The sequence below is a fragment of the Leclercia sp. 119287 genome, assembly GCF_009734485.1.
Classification (GTDB): Bacteria; Pseudomonadota; Gammaproteobacteria; order Enterobacterales; family Enterobacteriaceae; genus Enterobacter; species Enterobacter adecarboxylatus_C.
In genome coordinates this window covers 4,000,512-4,017,925 of sequence record NZ_CP046445.1, presented here as the reverse complement: position 1 = coordinate 4,017,925, position 17,414 = coordinate 4,000,512, and the positions used below count along the sequence as shown (strand labels likewise).

The window sequence follows — 17,414 nt, the reverse complement described above, 5'->3', positions numbered from 1 at the left end:
ATTCCAGGAGGGTGTCATGACTCAGCAAGAGTATCTTCGCCGCCGTCAGGCATTGCTGGCCACTATGCAGCCGGGCAGCGCCGCGTTGATTTTTGCCGCACCGGAAGCCACGCGCAGCAACGATAGCGAATATCCGTACCGCCAGAGCAGCGATTTCTGGTACTTCACCGGCTTCAACGAGCCGGAGTCGGTGCTGGTGCTGATTAAAAGTCACGATACCCACAACCACAGCGTGCTGTTTAACCGCGTTCGCGATCTCACCGCCGAGATCTGGTTTGGCCGCCGTCTGGGCCAGCAGGCCGCGCCGGAAAAGCTGGGCGTGGATCGCGCTCTGGCGTTCAGCGAAATCAACGATCAGCTCTACCAGTTGCTCAATGGTCTGGATACGGTCTACCACGCGCAGGGTGAATACGCGTATGCCGATGAGATTGTCTTTGCCGCGCTGGATAAGCTACGCAAAGGCTCCCGGCAAAACCTGAAAGCGCCCGCAACCCTCACCGACTGGCGTCCTGCCGTCCACGAGCTGCGTCTGTTTAAATCGGATGAAGAGCTGGATGTCATGCGTAAAGCGGGGGAGATCAGCGCCCTGGCCCATACCCGGGCGATGCAAAAATGCCGTCCGGGGATGTTCGAATATCAGCTGGAAGGCGAAATTCAGCATGAATTTACCCGCCACGGCGCGCGCTTCCCGGCTTACAACACCATCGTCGGCGGCGGTGAAAACGGCTGCATCCTGCATTACACCGAAAACGAGTCTGAACTGCGGGATGGCGATCTGGTGCTGATTGACGCCGGTTGCGAATTTAAAGGTTATGCCGGGGATATCACCCGCACCTTCCCGGTGAACGGCAAATTCACCCCGGCGCAACGCGCCATCTACGACATCGTCCTGCAGTCGCTGGACACCGCGCTGATGCTGTTCCGCCCCGGCACCTCCATCCAGGAGGTTACCGGCGAAGTGGTGCGCATTATGGTTAGCGGGCTGGTGGATCTGGGGATTCTTAACGGCGACGTCGATCAGCTGATCGCGGAGAACGCCCACCGTCCCTTCTTTATGCATGGCCTGAGCCACTGGCTGGGGCTGGACGTGCACGACGTGGGCGTCTACGGCCCGGAACGTTCGCGTGTGCTCGAGCCGGGAATGGTGCTGACCGTTGAACCGGGGCTCTATATCGCCCCGGATGCCGATGTGCCCGCCGAGTATCGCGGGATCGGCATCCGTATCGAAGATGATATCGTGATCACCAAATCCGGTAACGAAAATCTGACGGCTTCGGTGGTAAAAAACGCCGACGAGATCGAAGCCCTGATGGCGGCGGCGCGCCCATGAGCATCATCATCGTTGGCGGAGGCATGACGGGCGCCACCCTGGCGCTGGCGATCTCCACCCTGACCCAGGGCAAGCTTCCGGTCCACCTGGTTGAGGCCGTGGCGCCGCAGTCGAGTGGCCATCCGGGGTTCGATGGCCGCGCCATCGCCCTGGCTGCGGGCACCTGCCAGCAGCTGGCCCGCAGCGGCATCTGGCAGGCGATTGCCGATTGCGCCACCGCTATCGAAACCGTTCATGTCAGCGATCGGGGACACGCCGGGTTTGTCACCCTCGAAGCGCAGGACTATCGCATTGATGCGCTGGGGCAGGTCGTCGAGCTGCACGACGTGGGTCTGCGCCTGTTCCGCCTGTTGCAGGATGCTCCCGGCGTGACGCTGCATTGCCCGGCGCGCGTGGAGCACTTTACCCGCAGCGAAACCTCGGTCAGCGTTACGCTGGATGACGGCAGTACGCTCGAGGGACAACTGCTGGTGGCGGCCGACGGCTCACGTTCGGCGCTTGGCCAGCAGTGCGGGATCCAGTGGCAGCAGCAGCCTTACCATCAGCTGGCGGTGATCGCCAACGTTGCCACCGCCGAGCCGCACCGTGGCCGCGCCTTTGAACGTTTTACTCAGCATGGCCCGCTGGCCATGTTACCGATGTCGCAGGGGCGCAGCTCGCTGGTCTGGTGCCATCCGCTGGAAAAGGCGGAGGAGGTGAAGGGCTGGTCTGACGAACGCTTCTGCGTCGAGCTGCAAAAAGCCTTTGGCTGGCGACTTGGGCGCATCACCCATGCCGGGAAGCGTTCGGTCTATCCGCTGGCATTAACCACGGCGTCGCAGTCTGTCTCCCATCGCGTCGCGCTGGTGGGCAATGCGGCCCAGACGTTACACCCCATTGCTGGACAGGGCTTTAATCTCGGGCTGCGCGACGTGATGAGCCTTGCCGAAACGCTGGCGCAGGCCTTTGCCCAACAGCAGGATTGCGGCGCGTATTCGGTGCTGGGCCAGTATCAGAAACGACGTCAGGCAGATAAAGAGGCCACCATCGGTGTGACCGACGGGCTGGTACATCTGTTTGCCAATCGCTGGGCGCCGCTGGTTGCAGGGCGTAACCTGGGGTTGATGGCGATGGAATTATTCATTCCGGCACGTGATGTGCTGGCGCAGAGGACTCTCGGTTGGGTCGCTCGCTAAGGAGTAAACAAAGTGCAGAATGTTGATGTTGCCATTGTCGGTGGCGGAATGGTAGGACTGGCGCTGGCCTGCGGTTTGCAGGGCAGCGGTCTGCGCGTGGCGGTACTGGAGCAGAAACAGCCTGAGCCTGTCGCTTCCGATGCGCCGCCAGAACTCCGGGTCTCGGCGATTAATGCCGCCAGTGAAAAGCTGCTGACCCGCATCGGCGTCTGGTCAGAAATTGTCGCCCAGCGTGCGAGCTGCTACCACGGGATGGAAGTGTGGGATAAAGACAGCTTCGGGCATATCGCTTTTGATGACGAGAGCATGGGCTACAGCCATCTCGGCCATATCATCGAAAATGCGGTGATTCACCATGCGCTGTGGCAGAAAGCGCAGCAGTGTAGCGACGTCACGCTGATTGCCCCCGCGCAGCTGCAGCAGGTGGCCTGGGGCGAAAACGACGCCTTTATCACCCTGCAAAGCGGCGATATGCTGACCGCGCGCCTGGTGGTGGGGGCCGATGGGGCAAACTCCTGGCTGCGCAACAAAGCCGACATTCCGCTGACGTACTGGGATTACCGCCATCACGCGCTGGTCGCCACCATCCGCACTGCGGAGCCGCATCAGGCCGTGGCCCGACAGATTTTTCATAACGATGGCATCCTCGCCTTCCTGCCGCTCAGCGATCCGCATCTCTGCTCGATTGTCTGGTCGCTTTCCCCCGAGAAGGCCCAGCAGATGCAGGAGGCGTCCGCCGACGAGTTCAATCAGGCCCTGTGCGTGGCCTTTGATAACCGGCTGGGGCTCTGCACCGTCGAAAGCGAGCGTCAGGTATTCCCGTTAACCGGTCGCTATGCGCGCCAGTTTGCGGCGCATCGTCTGGCGCTGGTGGGCGACGCGGCGCACACCATTCATCCGCTGGCCGGGCAGGGGGTGAATCTGGGCTTTATGGACGCCGCCGAGCTGGTAAATGAATTGCGTCGTCTGCATCGTGACGGCAAAGATATCGGGCAGCATCTTTATCTGCGCCGATACGAACGCAGCCGTAAGCACAGTGCCGCCATGATGCTGGCGGGCATGCAGGGGTTCCGCGAACTCTTTGCCGGTGCCAACCCGGCGAAAAAACTGCTGCGCGATCTCGGCCTGAAGCTGGCTGATACCCTCCCGGGCGTCAAACCGCAACTCCTGCGTCAGGCGATGGGGCTTAACGATCTCCCGGACTGGCTCCGTTAAAATACACTGCATCCTTCAAGCTGCCTCTGCGTTGGCTGCGTCTGCTCACCCCAGTCACTTACTTGTGTAAGCTCCTGGGGACTCTCAGACTTGCCGCCTTGATGCAACTTGAATGACTTTGTGTATTGACCCCCGTCACACTTTATTCTGTCGGCCTGTGGGTCGGCAGAATTCCCTCGTTTGAAATAATCTAATTTCACCGACTTTTTCGCATTAGATTAACTAATCTGGCTGTTTTTATGTTACGGAAATTTCGCGCATTTTTCCGCAGTAAATATCAGCTTGTGCTAAATCCCATCTTATCTACTTTGCTTTTGTGCGGAACGATTCGCATTTTTATAGTGAATAACTCTGTACGCTTTGCTGGCATTTTTGACCATAAGCTAATGTGATGGCCCATTCTGCCTTATGGTTAACCACCGTTTTCGGTGGTAAGTTCAGGTAAAAGAGAACGTTTGCGTCGGCGTCCGGAAGCGATGCCGATGCCGGGTTTTATGGTGGATTTTTCAGCATAAAACGCAAGACAGCCCAGCTTATTCAACGAGGAAAAGATGGCTCAACAGACGCCTTTATACGAACAACACACCTTATGCGGTGCGCGCATGGTCGATTTCCACGGCTGGATGATGCCGCTGCATTATGGTTCGCAGATTGATGAGCATCATGCGGTGCGCACCGATGCCGGTATGTTCGACGTCTCGCATATGACTATTGTCGATCTGCATGGCAGCCGCACCCGGGAGTTTTTGCGTTACCTGCTGGCAAACGACGTGGCGAAACTCACGAAGCCCGGCAAAGCGCTCTATTCCGGCATGCTGAATGCCTCTGGCGGCGTGATTGACGACCTGATTGTGTATTACCTCACCGAAGATTTCTTCCGCCTCGTTGTTAACTCCGCCACCCGTGAAAAAGACCTCGCCTGGATCACCCAACACGCTGAACCTTACGCCATCGACATCACCGTGCGTGATGACCTGTCGCTGATCGCGGTGCAGGGGCCGAACGCGCAGGCGAAAGCCGCATCTCTGTTCACTGATGAGCAGCGCCAGGCCACCGACGGCATGAAGCCGTTCTTTGGCGTGCAGGCGGGCGATCTGTTTGTCGCTACCACCGGCTATACCGGTGAAGCGGGCTATGAAATTGCGATGCCAAACGAAAAAGCGGCCGATTTCTGGCGTGCGTTGGTGGAAGCGGGCGTTAAGCCGGCAGGTCTGGGCGCGCGCGATACGCTGCGTCTGGAAGCCGGGATGAATTTGTACGGCCAGGAGATGGACGAAGGCGTCTCTCCGCTGGCAGCCAACATGGGCTGGACCATTGCGTGGGAACCGGCCGATCGCGACTTTATCGGTCGTGAAGTGCTGGAACAGCAACGTGAGAAGGGCACCGAACAGCTGGTTGGCCTGGTCATGACCGAGAAGGGCGTGCTGCGCGGCGAGCTGCCGGTGCGTTTCACCGATGCCAATGGCAACCACTGCGAAGGCATTATCACCAGCGGCACCTTCTCCCCGACGCTGGGTTACAGTATTGCTCTGGCACGGGTGCCGGCGGGTATTGGCGAGACTGCCGTGGTGCAGATCCGCAACCGCGAAATGCCGGTCCGCGTGACCAAACCGATTTTTGTTCGCGCCGGTAAGCCGGTCGCCTAATTATTTTTATCAGGAGAAATTCAATGAGCAATGTGCCAGCAGAACTGAAATACAGCAAAGAACACGAGTGGCTGCGCAAAGAAGCCGACGGCACTTACACCGTCGGGATCACCGAACATGCTCAGGAGCTGTTAGGTGACATGGTCTTCGTGGATCTGCCGGAAGTGGGCGCGACCGTTACCGCGGGCGACGACTGCGCCGTGGCCGAGTCGGTAAAAGCGGCTTCTGATATCTATGCGCCAGTGGGCGGCGAAATCGTGGCGGTTAACGACGCCCTGAGCGACTCCCCGGAGCTGGTTAACAGCGAGCCATACGGCGAAGGCTGGATCTTCAAAATTAAAGCCAGCGACGAAGCGGAAGTTGCCGCTCTGCTGGATGCTACTGCGTACGAAGCTTTACTGGAAGACGAGTAAACCTTTCCCTCTCCCCTCTGGGGAGAGGAGAGTCAACGTAGGCCCGGCAAGCGTTAGCGCCACCGGGCAACAGAGTTACAAACAACTACGATTCACTGCACGTTTCAGGAACCATCGCTCATGACACAGACTTTAAGCCAGCTTGAAAACCGTGGCGCCTTCATTGAACGTCACATTGGGCCGGATGCTCAACAACAGCAGGAGATGCTGAAGACGGTTGGCGCGGATTCGCTCAACGCACTGATCGGCCAGATCGTGCCAAAGGATATTCAGCTCGCCACCCCGCCGCAGGTGGGTGAATCGACCACTGAATACGCTGCACTGGCGGAACTGAAAGGCATTGCCAGCCTGAACAAGCGCTTTAAGTCTTACATTGGCATGGGCTACACCAACGTGCAGTTGCCGCCGGTTATTCTGCGCAACATGCTGGAAAACCCGGGCTGGTATACCGCCTACACCCCATATCAGCCGGAAGTGTCTCAGGGCCGTCTGGAAGCGCTGCTTAATTTCCAGCAGGTCACCCTGGATCTGACCGGGCTCGACATCGCCTCGGCCTCGCTGCTGGATGAAGCCACCGCCGCCGCAGAAGCGATGGCAATGGCAAAACGCGTCAGCAAACTGAAGGGCGCAAACCGCTTCTTCGTTGCCGCCGACGTTCACCCGCAAACCCTCGACGTGGTGCGTACCCGTGCGGAGACCTTTGGTTTTGAGGTGATTGTTGATGACGCTGACAAAGTGCTGGATCACCAGGATGTGTTCGGCGTGCTGCTGCAGCAGGTGGGCACCAGCGGTGAGGTCCATGACTACGGCGCCCTGATTACCGAACTGAAAGCGCGCAAAATCGTCGTCAGCGTGGCGGCCGATTTTATGGCGCTGGTGCTGTTAACCGCCCCGGGTAAACAGGGCGCAGACATCGTCTTCGGCTCTGCGCAGCGCTTCGGCGTGCCGATGGGCTACGGCGGCCCACACGCGGCCTTCTTCGCCGCGAAAGATGAATTCAAACGCTCCATGCCAGGCCGCATTATCGGCGTATCAAAAGATGCCGCCGGTAACACCGCCCTGCGCATGGCGATGCAGACTCGCGAGCAGCACATTCGTCGCGAGAAAGCGAACTCCAACATCTGTACCTCGCAGGTGCTGCTGGCCAACATTGCCAGCCTGTATGCCGTCTTCCACGGCCCGGTGGGCCTGAAGCGTATCGCCAGCCGTATTCATCGTCTGGCCGATATCCTGGCCTGCGGCCTGCAGCAGAAAGGTCAAAAACTGCGCCACGCGCACTTCTTCGATACCCTCTGTGTCGAAGTGGCCGACAAAGCGGCGGTGCTGGCGCGCGCCGAAGCCGCAGAGATTAACCTGCGCAGCGACATCCTCAATGCGGTGAGCATTACCCTGGATGAGACCACTACTCGTGAAGATATTCAGATCCTGTTCAACGTCCTGCTGGGTGACGACCACGGCCTGAATGTGGATACTCTCGATAAAGAGGTGGCGCATGACAGCCGCTCTATCCAGGCGACCATGCTGCGCGACGACGCGATCCTCGCCCATCCGGTGTTTAACCGCTACCACAGCGAAACCGAGATGATGCGCTACATGCACTCCCTGGAGCGCAAGGATCTGGCGCTGAATCAGGCGATGATCCCGCTGGGCTCCTGCACCATGAAGCTGAACGCCGCCGCCGAGATGATCCCGATCACCTGGCCGGAATTCGCCGAGCTGCACCCGTTCTGCCCGGCAGATCAGGCGGAAGGCTACCATATGATGATTAACCAGCTTTCCGACTGGCTGGTAAAACTGACCGGCTACGACGCCCTCTGCATGCAGCCGAACTCCGGCGCCCAGGGGGAGTACGCGGGTCTGCTGGCAATCCGTCACTATCACGAGAGCCGCAACGAAGGTCATCGTGATATCTGCCTGATCCCAAGCTCTGCCCACGGCACCAACCCGGCCTCTGCCCAGATGGCGGGGATGGAAGTGGTGGTTGTCGCCTGTGATAAGAACGGCAACATCGATCTGGCTGACCTGCGTGCCAAAGCAGAACAGACCAGCGATAAGCTCTCCTGCATCATGGTGACCTATCCGTCCACCCACGGGGTATACGAAGAGACCATCCGTGAAGTGTGCGAGATCGTGCACCAGCACGGCGGCCAGGTTTACCTCGATGGCGCCAACATGAACGCCCAGGTAGGGATCACCACGCCAGGCTTTATCGGCGCGGATGTATCGCACCTGAACCTGCACAAAACCTTCTGCATTCCGCACGGCGGTGGCGGCCCGGGTATGGGTCCGATTGGCGTGAAAGCGCACCTGGCCCCGTTCGTACCGGGTCACAGCGTGGTGCAGATTGAAGGTATGCTGACCCGTCAGGGCGCGGTCTCTGCGGCACCGTTCGGCAGCGCCTCTATCCTGCCAATCAGCTGGATGTATATCCGCATGATGGGTGCAGAAGGACTGAAGCAGGCCAGCCAGGTGGCGATCCTCAATGCTAACTACATCGCGACGCGTCTGAAGTCTGCCTTCCCGGTGCTCTACACCGGTCGCGATGGCCGCGTGGCGCACGAATGTATTCTGGATATTCGTCCGCTGAAGGAACAGACCGGTATCAGCGAGCTCGACATTGCCAAACGTCTGATCGACTACGGCTTCCACGCCCCAACCATGTCGTTCCCGGTCGCGGGCACGCTGATGGTTGAGCCAACCGAATCCGAAAGCAAAGCCGAACTGGACCGCTTTATCGACGCGATGCTGGCGATCCGCATGGAGATCGATCGCGTTCAGGATGGCGAATGGACGCTGGAAGATAACCCGCTGGTCAACGCCCCGCACACCCAGCACGAGATGGTGGCGGAGTGGAATCACGCTTACTCCCGCGAGCTGGCGGTCTTCCCGGCAGGCGTTGCCAACAAGTACTGGCCGACCGTGAAGCGTCTTGATGACGTTTACGGCGACCGCAACCTGTTCTGCTCCTGCGTGCCAATGAGCGAATACCAGTAACCTTTCTGCCATACTGTAGGCCGGGTAAGCGCAAGCGCCACCCGGCTTTTTTTGTTTCTGGAGAGTCTTATGGCAATTGCACTTGTAACCGGCGCCAGCCGCGGAATTGGCAAAGCTACGGCGCTGCAGCTGGCGAGCGAAGGCTACACCGTGGCGGTGAACTATCACCACAACATCAAAGCCGCCACCGACGTGATCGCGCAGATTGTGAAAGAGGGCGGCCGGGCCTTTGCCCTGCGTGCGGACATCAGCGATGAAGCGCAGGTCATGGCGATGTTTGACAGCCTCGATCGTGAAGGTGAGCCCCTCACCGCGCTGGTTAACAACGCCGGCATTTTGTTTGAGCAGAGCACCATCGAAAATCTCTCTGCCGAACGTATTAACCGCGTGCTGGCCACCAACGTGACCGGGTATTTCCTCTGCTGCCGTGAGGCGGTGAAACGCATGGCGCTAAAGCATGGCGGGAAAGGCGGGGCGATTGTGAACGTCTCGTCCGCGGCCTCACGACTCGGCGCGCCAGGGGAGTATGTGGATTACGCGGCATCGAAAGGGGCCGTGGACTCCCTTACTACTGGGCTAGCGCTGGAGGTGGCGGCACAGGGCATTCGGGTTAACTGCGTCCGTCCGGGGCTGATTTATACCGAAATTCATGCTTCTGGCGGGGAGCCAGGACGTGTGGATCGGGTGAAGTCGATGCTGCCGATGCAGCGCGGCGGCCAGCCTGAAGAGGTGGCGCAGGCGATTGTCTGGCTGCTGAGCGAGAAGGCGTCGTACGTGACGGGCAGCTTTATTGAGTTAGCGGGCGGGAAGTAAATCCCACCCGCATCATTTGTAGGCCGGGTAAGGCGAAGCCGCCACCCGGCGTTACAGAATTAAAGTTCCTCGCCGTTGCTGGCGATCACCGCTTTGTACCACTCAAAGCTCTTCTTACGCGAACGGGACATGTCGCCGGTGCCGTCGTCGTGCTTGTTCACGTAGATAAAGCCGTAGCGTTTGCTGTACTGGCCGGTGGTGAAGGACACGCAGTCGATGCAGCCCCACGGGGTGTAGCCCATCAGATCCACGCCATCATGAGTCACGGCTTTTATCATCTCTTCGACGTGGGCGCGCAGGTAGTCGATACGATAGTCATCGTTGATGCTGCCGTCCTCTTCCACTTTGTCGTAAGCGCCGAAGCCGTTTTCCACGATAAACAGCGGCTTCTGATAGCGCTCATACAGCTCGCACAGGGCGTAGCGCAGACCCACCGGGTCGATCTGCCAACCCCAGTCCGACGCTTTCACGTGCGGGTTCGGGACGCTGCCTTCGAAGCCGGAGATCGCATCGCCGGTGCCGCCTTCCGCTTTCACCGCGTTAGTCATGTAGTAGCTGAAGCCCAGATAGTCGCAGGTGCCTTCACGCAGGATCTGCTCATCGCCCGCTTCCATATTGATGTTAAAACCGCGACGCTCCCACTCGTTCAGGACGTAGGACGGGTAGTAGCCACGCAGCTGCACGTCGGTAAAGACATAGCGTTCACGCATCGATTCCTGAGCAAACATCACGTCTTCTGGCTTGCAGGAGAACGGATAGAGCGCCACCATCGCCAGCATGCAGCCGACTTTCATTTCCGGGTTGATACGGCGGGCGGCTTTCACCGCCAGGGCGCTGGCCACGAACTGGTGATGCAGCACCTGATACATGGTCTCTTCCGGGTTCTGATGCTCGGTATAGACCACGCCGGAGCAGCAGTAGCCGAACAGCGGGGCGCGCCAGTTACGCTGGTTGTTGATCTCGTTGAAGGTCATCCAGTATTTGACCTTGCTCTTGTAGCGCTCAAACACCACTTCAGCGAAATTAACGAAGAAGTCCACCACCTTACGGTTGGTCCAGCCGCCGTACTCCTGCACCAGGTGCAGCGGCATTTCGAAGTGGGAGAGGGTGATCACCGGCTCGATGTTGTACTTCAGCAGCTCATCGAACATGTCGTCGTAGAACTTCAGCCCCTCTTCGTTCGGCTGGGTTTCGTCACCTTTCGGAAAGATACGGGTCCAGGCAATGGAGGTGCGGAAGCATTTGAAACCCATCTCGGCAAACAGCTTGATGTCTTCTTTATAGTGACCATGGAAGTCGATGGCTTCATGGTTCGGGTAGTATTTGCCCTCAACCACTTCCTGGGTGATCTCACGCGGTACGCCGTGTGCGCCACCGGTCAGCACGTCACAAATGCTTGGGCCTTTGCCGCCTTTGTTCCAGCCGCCTTCAACCTGATGCGCCGCGACCGCGCCGCCCCATAAAAAGTCTTTTGGTAAAGTGAGTTTTTTCATCTTTGCTAATCTCATTTATTGTCTTATTTTTGAGTCTAACAAAGGGGAATAAAAAGTCACGATATAACAATTTGCAGAAATTGTAATTTGTCACTTCTAAAAAACAGGGTGTTTTATTCTGTTAATTTCTTCGCCAGTTTGCGTCCCAGTGATTCAAGAATATAAATCACCGGGATTTGCGTCGTAATATCGTAGACGCCTGCGATACGCGTTTGGGGTACATGCCAGGAGAGATTAAAGTCCGCCAGTTTCGCCAGCCGCGAATGTTCGTGGCTGGTGATCGACAGAACCTTGCAGTGATGCAGGCTGAACTGGCTGGCGAAGCGCAGGATCTCTTCGGTTTCGCCCGAGACCGAGAGGACAATCGCCAGGGCGTTTTTCGCCATATCGTTGGTGACCGGGAAATAAGGATCGTCGATATGGTTGCTGAATTTACCAATATTGGAAAAGAAACGCGCACCGTATTTTGCCAGCGAGCCAGAAGTGCCTGCGCCGACAAATATAATACGCTCCGACGATAAGATAATATCCACGGCATTATTTAAAAGCGTATCAAATTCATCGTTGTTTACGCTTTTGAAAAAACTGATAATCTCACTGGCACCAAAATTGGCTTGCTGCGGTTCGTTTTGTTCGAGATATAATTTAAACCGCACGCGGAATTCAGAATAGCCATCGCAATTGAGTTTGCGGCAAAAGCGCAGCACGGTGGTGGTGGAAACCCCTGCCGCATCCGCCAGTTCGCGGATGGTCATGTACATCACCCGATCGCGGTTTTTAATGACGGTGTTGTAGACCATCATCTCCAGATTATTGAGACTGGCAATGGCGGAATGGGAGAACATGCTCACAGTGGCTAAACTCACTCATCAACTTCATCTTCAGGGAATAATAACATGCAGCCAAACGACATTACTTTTTTTCAGCGCTTTCAGGATGACATTCTGGCCGGACGTAAGACCATCACCATCCGTGATGAGAGCGAGGCGCACTTTAAAGCGGGTGATGTTCTGCGCGTGGGGCGTTACGAAGACGACGGCTACTTTTGTACCATTGAGGTGACGAATACCTCGACCGTGACGCTGGAAACGCTGACCGAAAAACATGCTCAGCAAGAGAACATGACCCTGGGAGAACTTAAGCGGGTCATCGCGGAGATCTATCCGAATCAGACTCAGTTTTATGTCATTGATTTTAAATGTCTTTGATTTTTAACCTGAACAGGCGTTAGCTGAAAATATCACTCAAATATATGATTATATTAAATAAATATTAATATGATATTTATTTTAGCTAACAGGTGTTCACTGGAATCATTCTCAGTTAGCATAGTCAGCGATGCAGTATTCACTTATGTTTTCCCGGAGTTCTCTATGGTTAGCAAGCCATTAACCGCACAGGGATATTCGCTGGCTGAGGAAATAGCCAACAGTATTAGTCACGGGGTCGGTCTGGTGTTTGGCATCGTCGGGCTGGTATTGCTGCTGGTCCAGGCCGTCGACACCAACGCCAGCGCGCTGGCGATCACCAGTTACAGCCTGTATGGCGGAAGCATGATTCTGCTGTTCCTGGCCTCCACCCTTTACCATGCCATTCCGCATCAGCGGGCCAAGATCTGGCTGAAAAAATTCGACCACTGCGCCATCTATCTGCTGATTGCCGGGACCTATACGCCGTTTTTGCTGGTGGGGCTGAATTCGCCGCTGGCGCGCGGGCTAATGATCGTTATCTGGAGCCTGGCGCTGCTGGGGATCCTGTTTAAGCTGACCATTGCGCACCGTTTTAAGGTGCTGTCGCTGGTGACCTATCTGACGATGGGCTGGCTGTCGCTAATTGTGGTCTATCAGCTGGCGGTAAAACTGTCGGCGGGCGGGGTGACGTTGCTGGCGGTGGGCGGAATTGTCTATTCGCTGGGGGTGATTTTTTACGTCTGCAAGCGCATTCCCTATAACCACGCGATCTGGCACGGTTTTGTGCTGGGCGGCAGCGTGTGCCATTTCCTGGCGATTTATTTGTATGTAGGGCAGGTTTAATTAAGATTGTTTTTGCCCGGCGGCGCTACGCTTGCACGGGCCTACGGGTTTCGTAGGCCGGGTAAGGCGAAGCCGCCACCCGGCACTAACACCATCACTCTTCCAGCGAATACGGCAGCGGCTCGATGCTCAGGGTATTCACATCTTCACGCACGCGGAACACGCTGTCGGGCTCCATGTCATTGTTCATGACGGCCTGCACCAGCAGACGACCATCATCGAGCTGAACGGCGGCGAGCACGGTGCCGGTCCGGCGCCAGTTCTCACCCATTTTCAGCTCCAGATCTTCACCGGCTTCCGGTACACGGCTGGCCTGGCCCGCCAGATACCACAGCGCGCGTTTGTTGGCGCCGCGGAACTTCGCCCGGGCCACCATCTCCTGGCCGGTATAGCAGCCTTTTTTAAAGCTGATCCCGCCGAGTGCCTGCAGGTTGGTCGCCTGAGGAATAAACTGCCCGCTGTTAGCGGCATCGATTACCGGGATGCCCGCTTCAATGTTCAGCGCCAGCCACTGCTGGCTGTTATTCAGCTGGGCTTCGCCACGCAGGGCCTGGGTCACGCGCTCTGCGGTAGCAACATCGGTTACCAGCAGGAAGCGTTCCGCCGGGTGTTCAAACCACAGCAGCGAGGTGGCGCCGTCGTGAGTCACCTGTTTTTCGGCATCCGGCAGTTCGCTGAACAGATTTTTCAACGCCGCGCGCGCCTGGAACCCGGCTACGCCCAGCAGCACCAGCTCGTCATCGGCGGCGATGGTTACTTTTGAGAACACCGCATACTTTTTCAGCTCCGCGAGCTGCGCGTCGCGCAGGCTGCGGCGTTCGATCAGGGCAAACCCGTCCTGACGGCGGAAGAGGCGCAGGTTGCTCCACATCTTGCCTTTTGGATCGCAGTGCGCGGCCAGCAGGTGTTGGTGTTCGGTCATCTGACTGACATCAGCGGTCACCTGGCCCTGCAGGTACTTTTCGCTGTCCAGGCCGACGAGGGTTGCCAGCGCCCAGTCATCAAGGGTCATAAGCGTCAGCGGCAGACGCGCAGAGGCGACAGGCTGGCGCGGGGAGAAAGGTGTAAATGCCATAGTGAGGTCCTGAATTGCATAACGCTTTGTTAATGCCTAATGGTAAAAGAGACTGTAGCCAATGCAAGCGGTTTCAACAGGCTATTCGTGCCCTCGCGCTGTTCTGCGTAGCACGACGCAAAACGGATGAACACGCTTTTTTGTTGTGGTTTTTTCTGGAAGAGTGCGGCAGGAACGTAATATTCCAGTAATGAAACAGCAAAAAACACGTTACACTAAGAGCCGTTTCTTCCCGGTAGATTCTCTTTCTTAACCGATACGAACGAAACACTGCCTGAACTCAACGTTATGCAGGAAAAATGCACATGGACATTACTAACAAAGCCCGCATTCATTGGGCATGCCGTCGCGGCATGCGCGAACTCGATATCTCCATCATGCCGTTCTTCGAATACGAATACGACACCCTGAGCGATGAGGACAAACAGCTCTTCATCCGTCTGCTGGAGAACGACGATCCTGATTTATTTAACTGGTTGATGAATCACGGCGAACCTGCCGACGCCGAACTGCAACGGATGGTGCTTTTAATTCAAACACGGAATCGGGAACGTGGTCCTGTGGCAATCTGATTTACGCGTCTCGTGGCGCGCCCAGTGGATGTCTCTTTTGCTCCACGGCCTGGTTGCGGCTTGCATTCTGTTGATGCCATGGCCGCTGAGCTACACCCCATTATGGTTAATCTTACTGTCGCTGGTGGTGTTCGACAGCGTGCGCAGTCAACGACGCATTAATTCCCGTCAGGGCGAAATCAAACTGTTCATGGATTCCCGACTGCACTGGCAGGGCAGCGAGTGGGAGATTGTCGGCACGCCGTGGATGCTAAATGCCGGCATGATGCTTCGCTTACGCAAAGGCGACGGGAAACGCTACCACCATTTATGGCTGGCGGCAGACAGCATGGACGAAGGGGAGTGGCGGGATCTGCGCCGGATGCTGTCGCAGCAACCGACGCAGGGGCGATAGCCGTTAACTAAACTGCTCCGCCATTTCGCCGAGGATCTGTTCGCACCAGTTTTGCAGGCGCTCTTCGCTCAGATCGTATTGATTAGTCTCATCAAGGGCCAGCCCGACAAACAGCTGGCCGTCGGCAATGATCGGTTTCTTGCTGGTAAACTCATAGCCTTCGGTCGGCCAGTAACCGATGAAGGTCACCCCTTTCGGCGCCAGCTTGTCATGCAGCATCCCCAGCGCGTCGAGGAACCACTCGCCATAGCCTAACTGATCGCCCATGCCGTACAGCGCGATAATTTTGCCTTCCAGCTTCAGGGAATCAAGCTGTTCCCAGATGGCTTCCCAGTCTTCCTGAAGTTCACCAAAATCCCAGGTCGGGATACCCAGGATCAGCACGTCGTACTGTTCCATCATCGTCGGGGCGTCGTCTTTGAGATTATGCAGGGTGACCAGTTCCGGACCGATAATGTCGCGAATTTTCTCTGCGGCCATCTCGGTGTAGCAGGTGCTGGAACCATAAAACAGACCAATATTCATCGCTAAAATGTCTCAATACTTGCTATGACTTTGCGAGTAGTGTACCAGAAACAACCCGCATTCAGGCATAATGCCCCCATTGCAGAACGAAAGAGGCTGACGTGGAAAAGGATCTCGCACTCATCGAGCAGTTTCTCGATGCGCTGTGGCTGGAGAAGAATCTTGCCGAAAATACCCTCAGCGCCTACCGACGCGATCTGGCGATGCTGGTGGCCTGGTTGCATCATCATGACCTCTCTCTTACTACGGCCCAAAGTGACCATTTGCAGGCGCTGCTTGCCGAGCGTATGGAGGGGGGCTATAAGGCTACCAGTTCCGCGCGGCTGCTGAGCGCCATGCGGCGTCTGTTTCAGCACTTGTATCGTGAGAAATTGCGCGCCGACGATCCCAGCGCCGCGCTGGCCTCGCCCAAGCTGCCGCAGCGTCTGCCGAAGGATCTCAGCGAAGCACAAGTTGAGAGATTATTACAGTCGCCGGTGGTTGACCAACCGCTGGAGTTGCGCGATAAAGCGATGCTTGAGGTCTTGTATGCGACGGGGCTGCGCGTCTCTGAGCTGGTCGGGCTGACGATGAGCGATATCAGCCTGCGTCAGGGCGTGGTGCGGGTGATCGGTAAAGGCAATAAAGAGCGTCTGGTGCCGCTGGGTGAAGAGGCAGTGTACTGGCTGGAGAGTTATCTCCAGCATGGACGTCCGTGGTTGCTCAACGGTGTCTCCATTGATGTGTTATTCCCGAGTCAACGTGCGCAACAGATGACGCGTCAAACCTTCTGGCATCGCATCAAACATTACGCCACACTGGCGGGTATCGACAGTGAAAAACTTTCGCCGCACGTTCTGCGTCACGCTTTTGCGACCCACCTTCTGAATCATGGCGCCGACCTGCGCGTGGTCCAGATGCTGCTTGGGCACAGTGACCTTTCAACGACGCAAATCTACACGCATGTCGCGACGGAACGCCTGCGGCAGCTACACCAACAGCATCACCCACGTGCGTGATGACTCGTAACAGGAACCAATATGAAAAAGTCTTTAGTGCTGTTCTCTCTGCTGGCAGCCTCATTATCTGGTCTGGCGCATGCTGACGATGCGGCCATCAAACAGTCTCTGGCGAAGCTTGGCGTTACCGGTAGCGATATTCAGCCTGCGCCGATCGCCGGAATGAAAACCGTGATGACCAGCGGCGGCGTGCTGTACGTCACCGAAGACGGTAAGCACTTTCTGCAGGGGCCGCTGTACGATGTGAGCGGCGCCCAGCCGGTCAACGTCACTAACCAGATGCTGATGAAAAACCTGAATGCGCTGGAAAAAGAGATGATTGTCTACAAAGCGGCGCAGGAAAAGCACGTCATCACCGTGTTCACCGACATCACCTGCGGCTACTGCCACAAGCTGCATGAAGAGATGAAAGACTACAACGCGCTGGGCATCACCGTGCGTTATCTCGCTTTCCCGCGTGCGGGCGTGCAGAGCCAGCCTGAGCAGGACATGAAGGCCATCTGGTGTGCGAAAGATCGCAACAAAGCCTTTGATGACGCCATGAACGGCAAAGGCATTCAGGCCGCTTCCTGCGATATCGACATTGCCAATCACTACGCGCTGGGCGTGCAGTTTGGCGTGACCGGTACGCCAGCCATCGTGCTGAGCAACGGGTATGTCGTGCCGGGCTACCAGGGACCGAAAGAGATGAAAGCGTTCCTTGATGCGCACCAGAAACAGTTTGGCGGTAAATAATTC

At 57.0% G+C, this 17,414-nt stretch carries 17 protein-coding genes; 13 read left to right on the top strand and 4 right to left on the bottom strand.

Translation table 11 applies throughout. The features are described from left to right. Nucleotides 1–16: 16 nt before the first annotated feature. The 7 genes from pepP to GNG27_RS19205 all read left to right on the top strand — a co-directional run bounded on the left by pepP (nt 17) and on the right by GNG27_RS19205 (nt 9,586). Entirely contained in the window at nt 17–1,330 is a 1,314-nt protein-coding gene (gene pepP, locus GNG27_RS19235; protein ID WP_156264586.1) for a Xaa-Pro aminopeptidase, read from the top strand. Further along, a complete protein-coding gene (gene ubiH / locus GNG27_RS19230; RefSeq protein WP_142487019.1) occupies nt 1,327–2,505 on the top strand; it encodes a 2-octaprenyl-6-methoxyphenyl hydroxylase in 1,179 nt (392 codons plus the stop codon). The genes pepP and ubiH overlap by 4 nt, the downstream gene beginning before the upstream one ends. A 12-nt stretch (nt 2,506–2,517) precedes the next feature. Next, complete coding sequence (gene ubiI, locus GNG27_RS19225; protein WP_142487018.1) at nt 2,518–3,720, top strand: FAD-dependent 2-octaprenylphenol hydroxylase; 1,203 nt, start codon at nt 2,518–2,520, stop codon at nt 3,718–3,720. A gap of 551 nt (nt 3,721–4,271) precedes the next feature. Continuing rightward, the gene (gcvT, locus tag GNG27_RS19220) at nt 4,272–5,366 is read left to right on the top strand and encodes a glycine cleavage system aminomethyltransferase GcvT (RefSeq protein WP_142487017.1); all 1,095 of its coding nucleotides are present in this window, start codon (nt 4,272–4,274) and stop codon (nt 5,364–5,366) included. 23 nt (nt 5,367–5,389) lie between these two features. Then, a complete protein-coding gene (gene gcvH / locus GNG27_RS19215; RefSeq protein WP_039029826.1) occupies nt 5,390–5,779 on the top strand; it encodes a glycine cleavage system protein GcvH in 390 nt (129 codons plus the stop codon). A gap of 120 nt (nt 5,780–5,899) precedes the next feature. Then, the gene (gene gcvP / locus GNG27_RS19210; RefSeq protein WP_156264585.1) at nt 5,900–8,773 is read left to right on the top strand and encodes an aminomethyl-transferring glycine dehydrogenase; all 2,874 of its coding nucleotides are present in this window, start codon (nt 5,900–5,902) and stop codon (nt 8,771–8,773) included. Between the two features lie 69 nt (nt 8,774–8,842). Further along, nucleotides 8,843–9,586, top strand: a complete 744-nt coding sequence (locus GNG27_RS19205; RefSeq protein ID WP_142487015.1) for an SDR family oxidoreductase — start codon at nt 8,843–8,845, stop codon at nt 9,584–9,586. A 59-nt stretch (nt 9,587–9,645) separates the two neighbouring features. Here the strand turns inward: GNG27_RS19205 and bglA are convergent, their stop codons facing one another. Both bglA and GNG27_RS19195 read right to left on the bottom strand, forming a co-directional pair. Beyond that, nucleotides 9,646–11,079, bottom strand: a complete 1,434-nt coding sequence (bglA, locus tag GNG27_RS19200) for a 6-phospho-beta-glucosidase BglA (RefSeq protein ID WP_156264584.1) — start codon at nt 11,077–11,079, stop codon at nt 9,646–9,648. A 113-nt stretch (nt 11,080–11,192) separates the two neighbouring features. Further along, a complete protein-coding gene (locus tag GNG27_RS19195; protein WP_142490021.1) occupies nt 11,193–11,924 on the bottom strand; it encodes a MurR/RpiR family transcriptional regulator in 732 nt (243 codons plus the stop codon). Nucleotides 11,925–11,975: 51 nt separating this feature from the next. On the opposite strand from GNG27_RS19195, the gene yqfB reads away from it, so the two are divergent. Both yqfB and GNG27_RS19185 read left to right on the top strand, forming a co-directional pair. Beyond that, a complete protein-coding gene (yqfB, locus tag GNG27_RS19190; protein ID WP_156264583.1) occupies nt 11,976–12,287 on the top strand; it encodes a N(4)-acetylcytidine aminohydrolase in 312 nt (103 codons plus the stop codon). A gap of 165 nt (nt 12,288–12,452) precedes the next feature. After that, nucleotides 12,453–13,112, top strand: a complete 660-nt coding sequence (locus tag GNG27_RS19185; RefSeq protein ID WP_142487012.1) for a hemolysin III family protein — start codon at nt 12,453–12,455, stop codon at nt 13,110–13,112. A gap of 94 nt (nt 13,113–13,206) precedes the next feature. On the opposite strand, the gene ygfZ is transcribed toward GNG27_RS19185, so the two are convergent. Beyond that, nucleotides 13,207–14,187 (bottom strand): tRNA-modifying protein YgfZ, encoded by a 981-nt coding sequence (ygfZ, locus tag GNG27_RS19180; protein WP_142487011.1) that lies wholly within the window; start codon nt 14,185–14,187, stop codon nt 13,207–13,209. A gap of 305 nt (nt 14,188–14,492) precedes the next feature. Between ygfZ and sdhE the strand changes: the two genes are divergently transcribed. Together sdhE and GNG27_RS19170 are read left to right on the top strand one after the other, a co-directional pair. Further along, entirely contained in the window at nt 14,493–14,759 is a 267-nt protein-coding gene (sdhE, locus tag GNG27_RS19175) for an FAD assembly factor SdhE (protein ID WP_142487010.1), read from the top strand. Then, nucleotides 14,740–15,153, top strand: coding sequence for a protein YgfX (locus GNG27_RS19170; RefSeq protein ID WP_156264582.1), 414 nt, complete (start codon nt 14,740–14,742; stop codon nt 15,151–15,153). The genes sdhE and GNG27_RS19170 overlap by 20 nt, the downstream gene beginning before the upstream one ends. A gap of 3 nt (nt 15,154–15,156) precedes the next feature. On the opposite strand, the gene fldB is transcribed toward GNG27_RS19170, so the two are convergent. Next, the gene (fldB, locus tag GNG27_RS19165; RefSeq protein ID WP_142487008.1) at nt 15,157–15,678 is read right to left on the bottom strand and encodes a flavodoxin FldB; all 522 of its coding nucleotides are present in this window, start codon (nt 15,676–15,678) and stop codon (nt 15,157–15,159) included. A gap of 101 nt (nt 15,679–15,779) precedes the next feature. Between fldB and xerD the strand changes: the two genes are divergently transcribed. Both xerD and dsbC read left to right on the top strand, forming a co-directional pair. Further along, a complete protein-coding gene (gene xerD, locus GNG27_RS19160; protein ID WP_142487007.1) occupies nt 15,780–16,676 on the top strand; it encodes a site-specific tyrosine recombinase XerD in 897 nt (298 codons plus the stop codon). 21 nt (nt 16,677–16,697) lie between these two features. Next, on the top strand, nt 16,698–17,411 hold the full coding sequence (dsbC, locus tag GNG27_RS19155) for a bifunctional protein-disulfide isomerase/oxidoreductase DsbC (protein WP_156264581.1): 714 nt from the start codon (nt 16,698–16,700) through the stop codon (nt 17,409–17,411). Nucleotides 17,412–17,414: the final 3 nt, after the last annotated feature.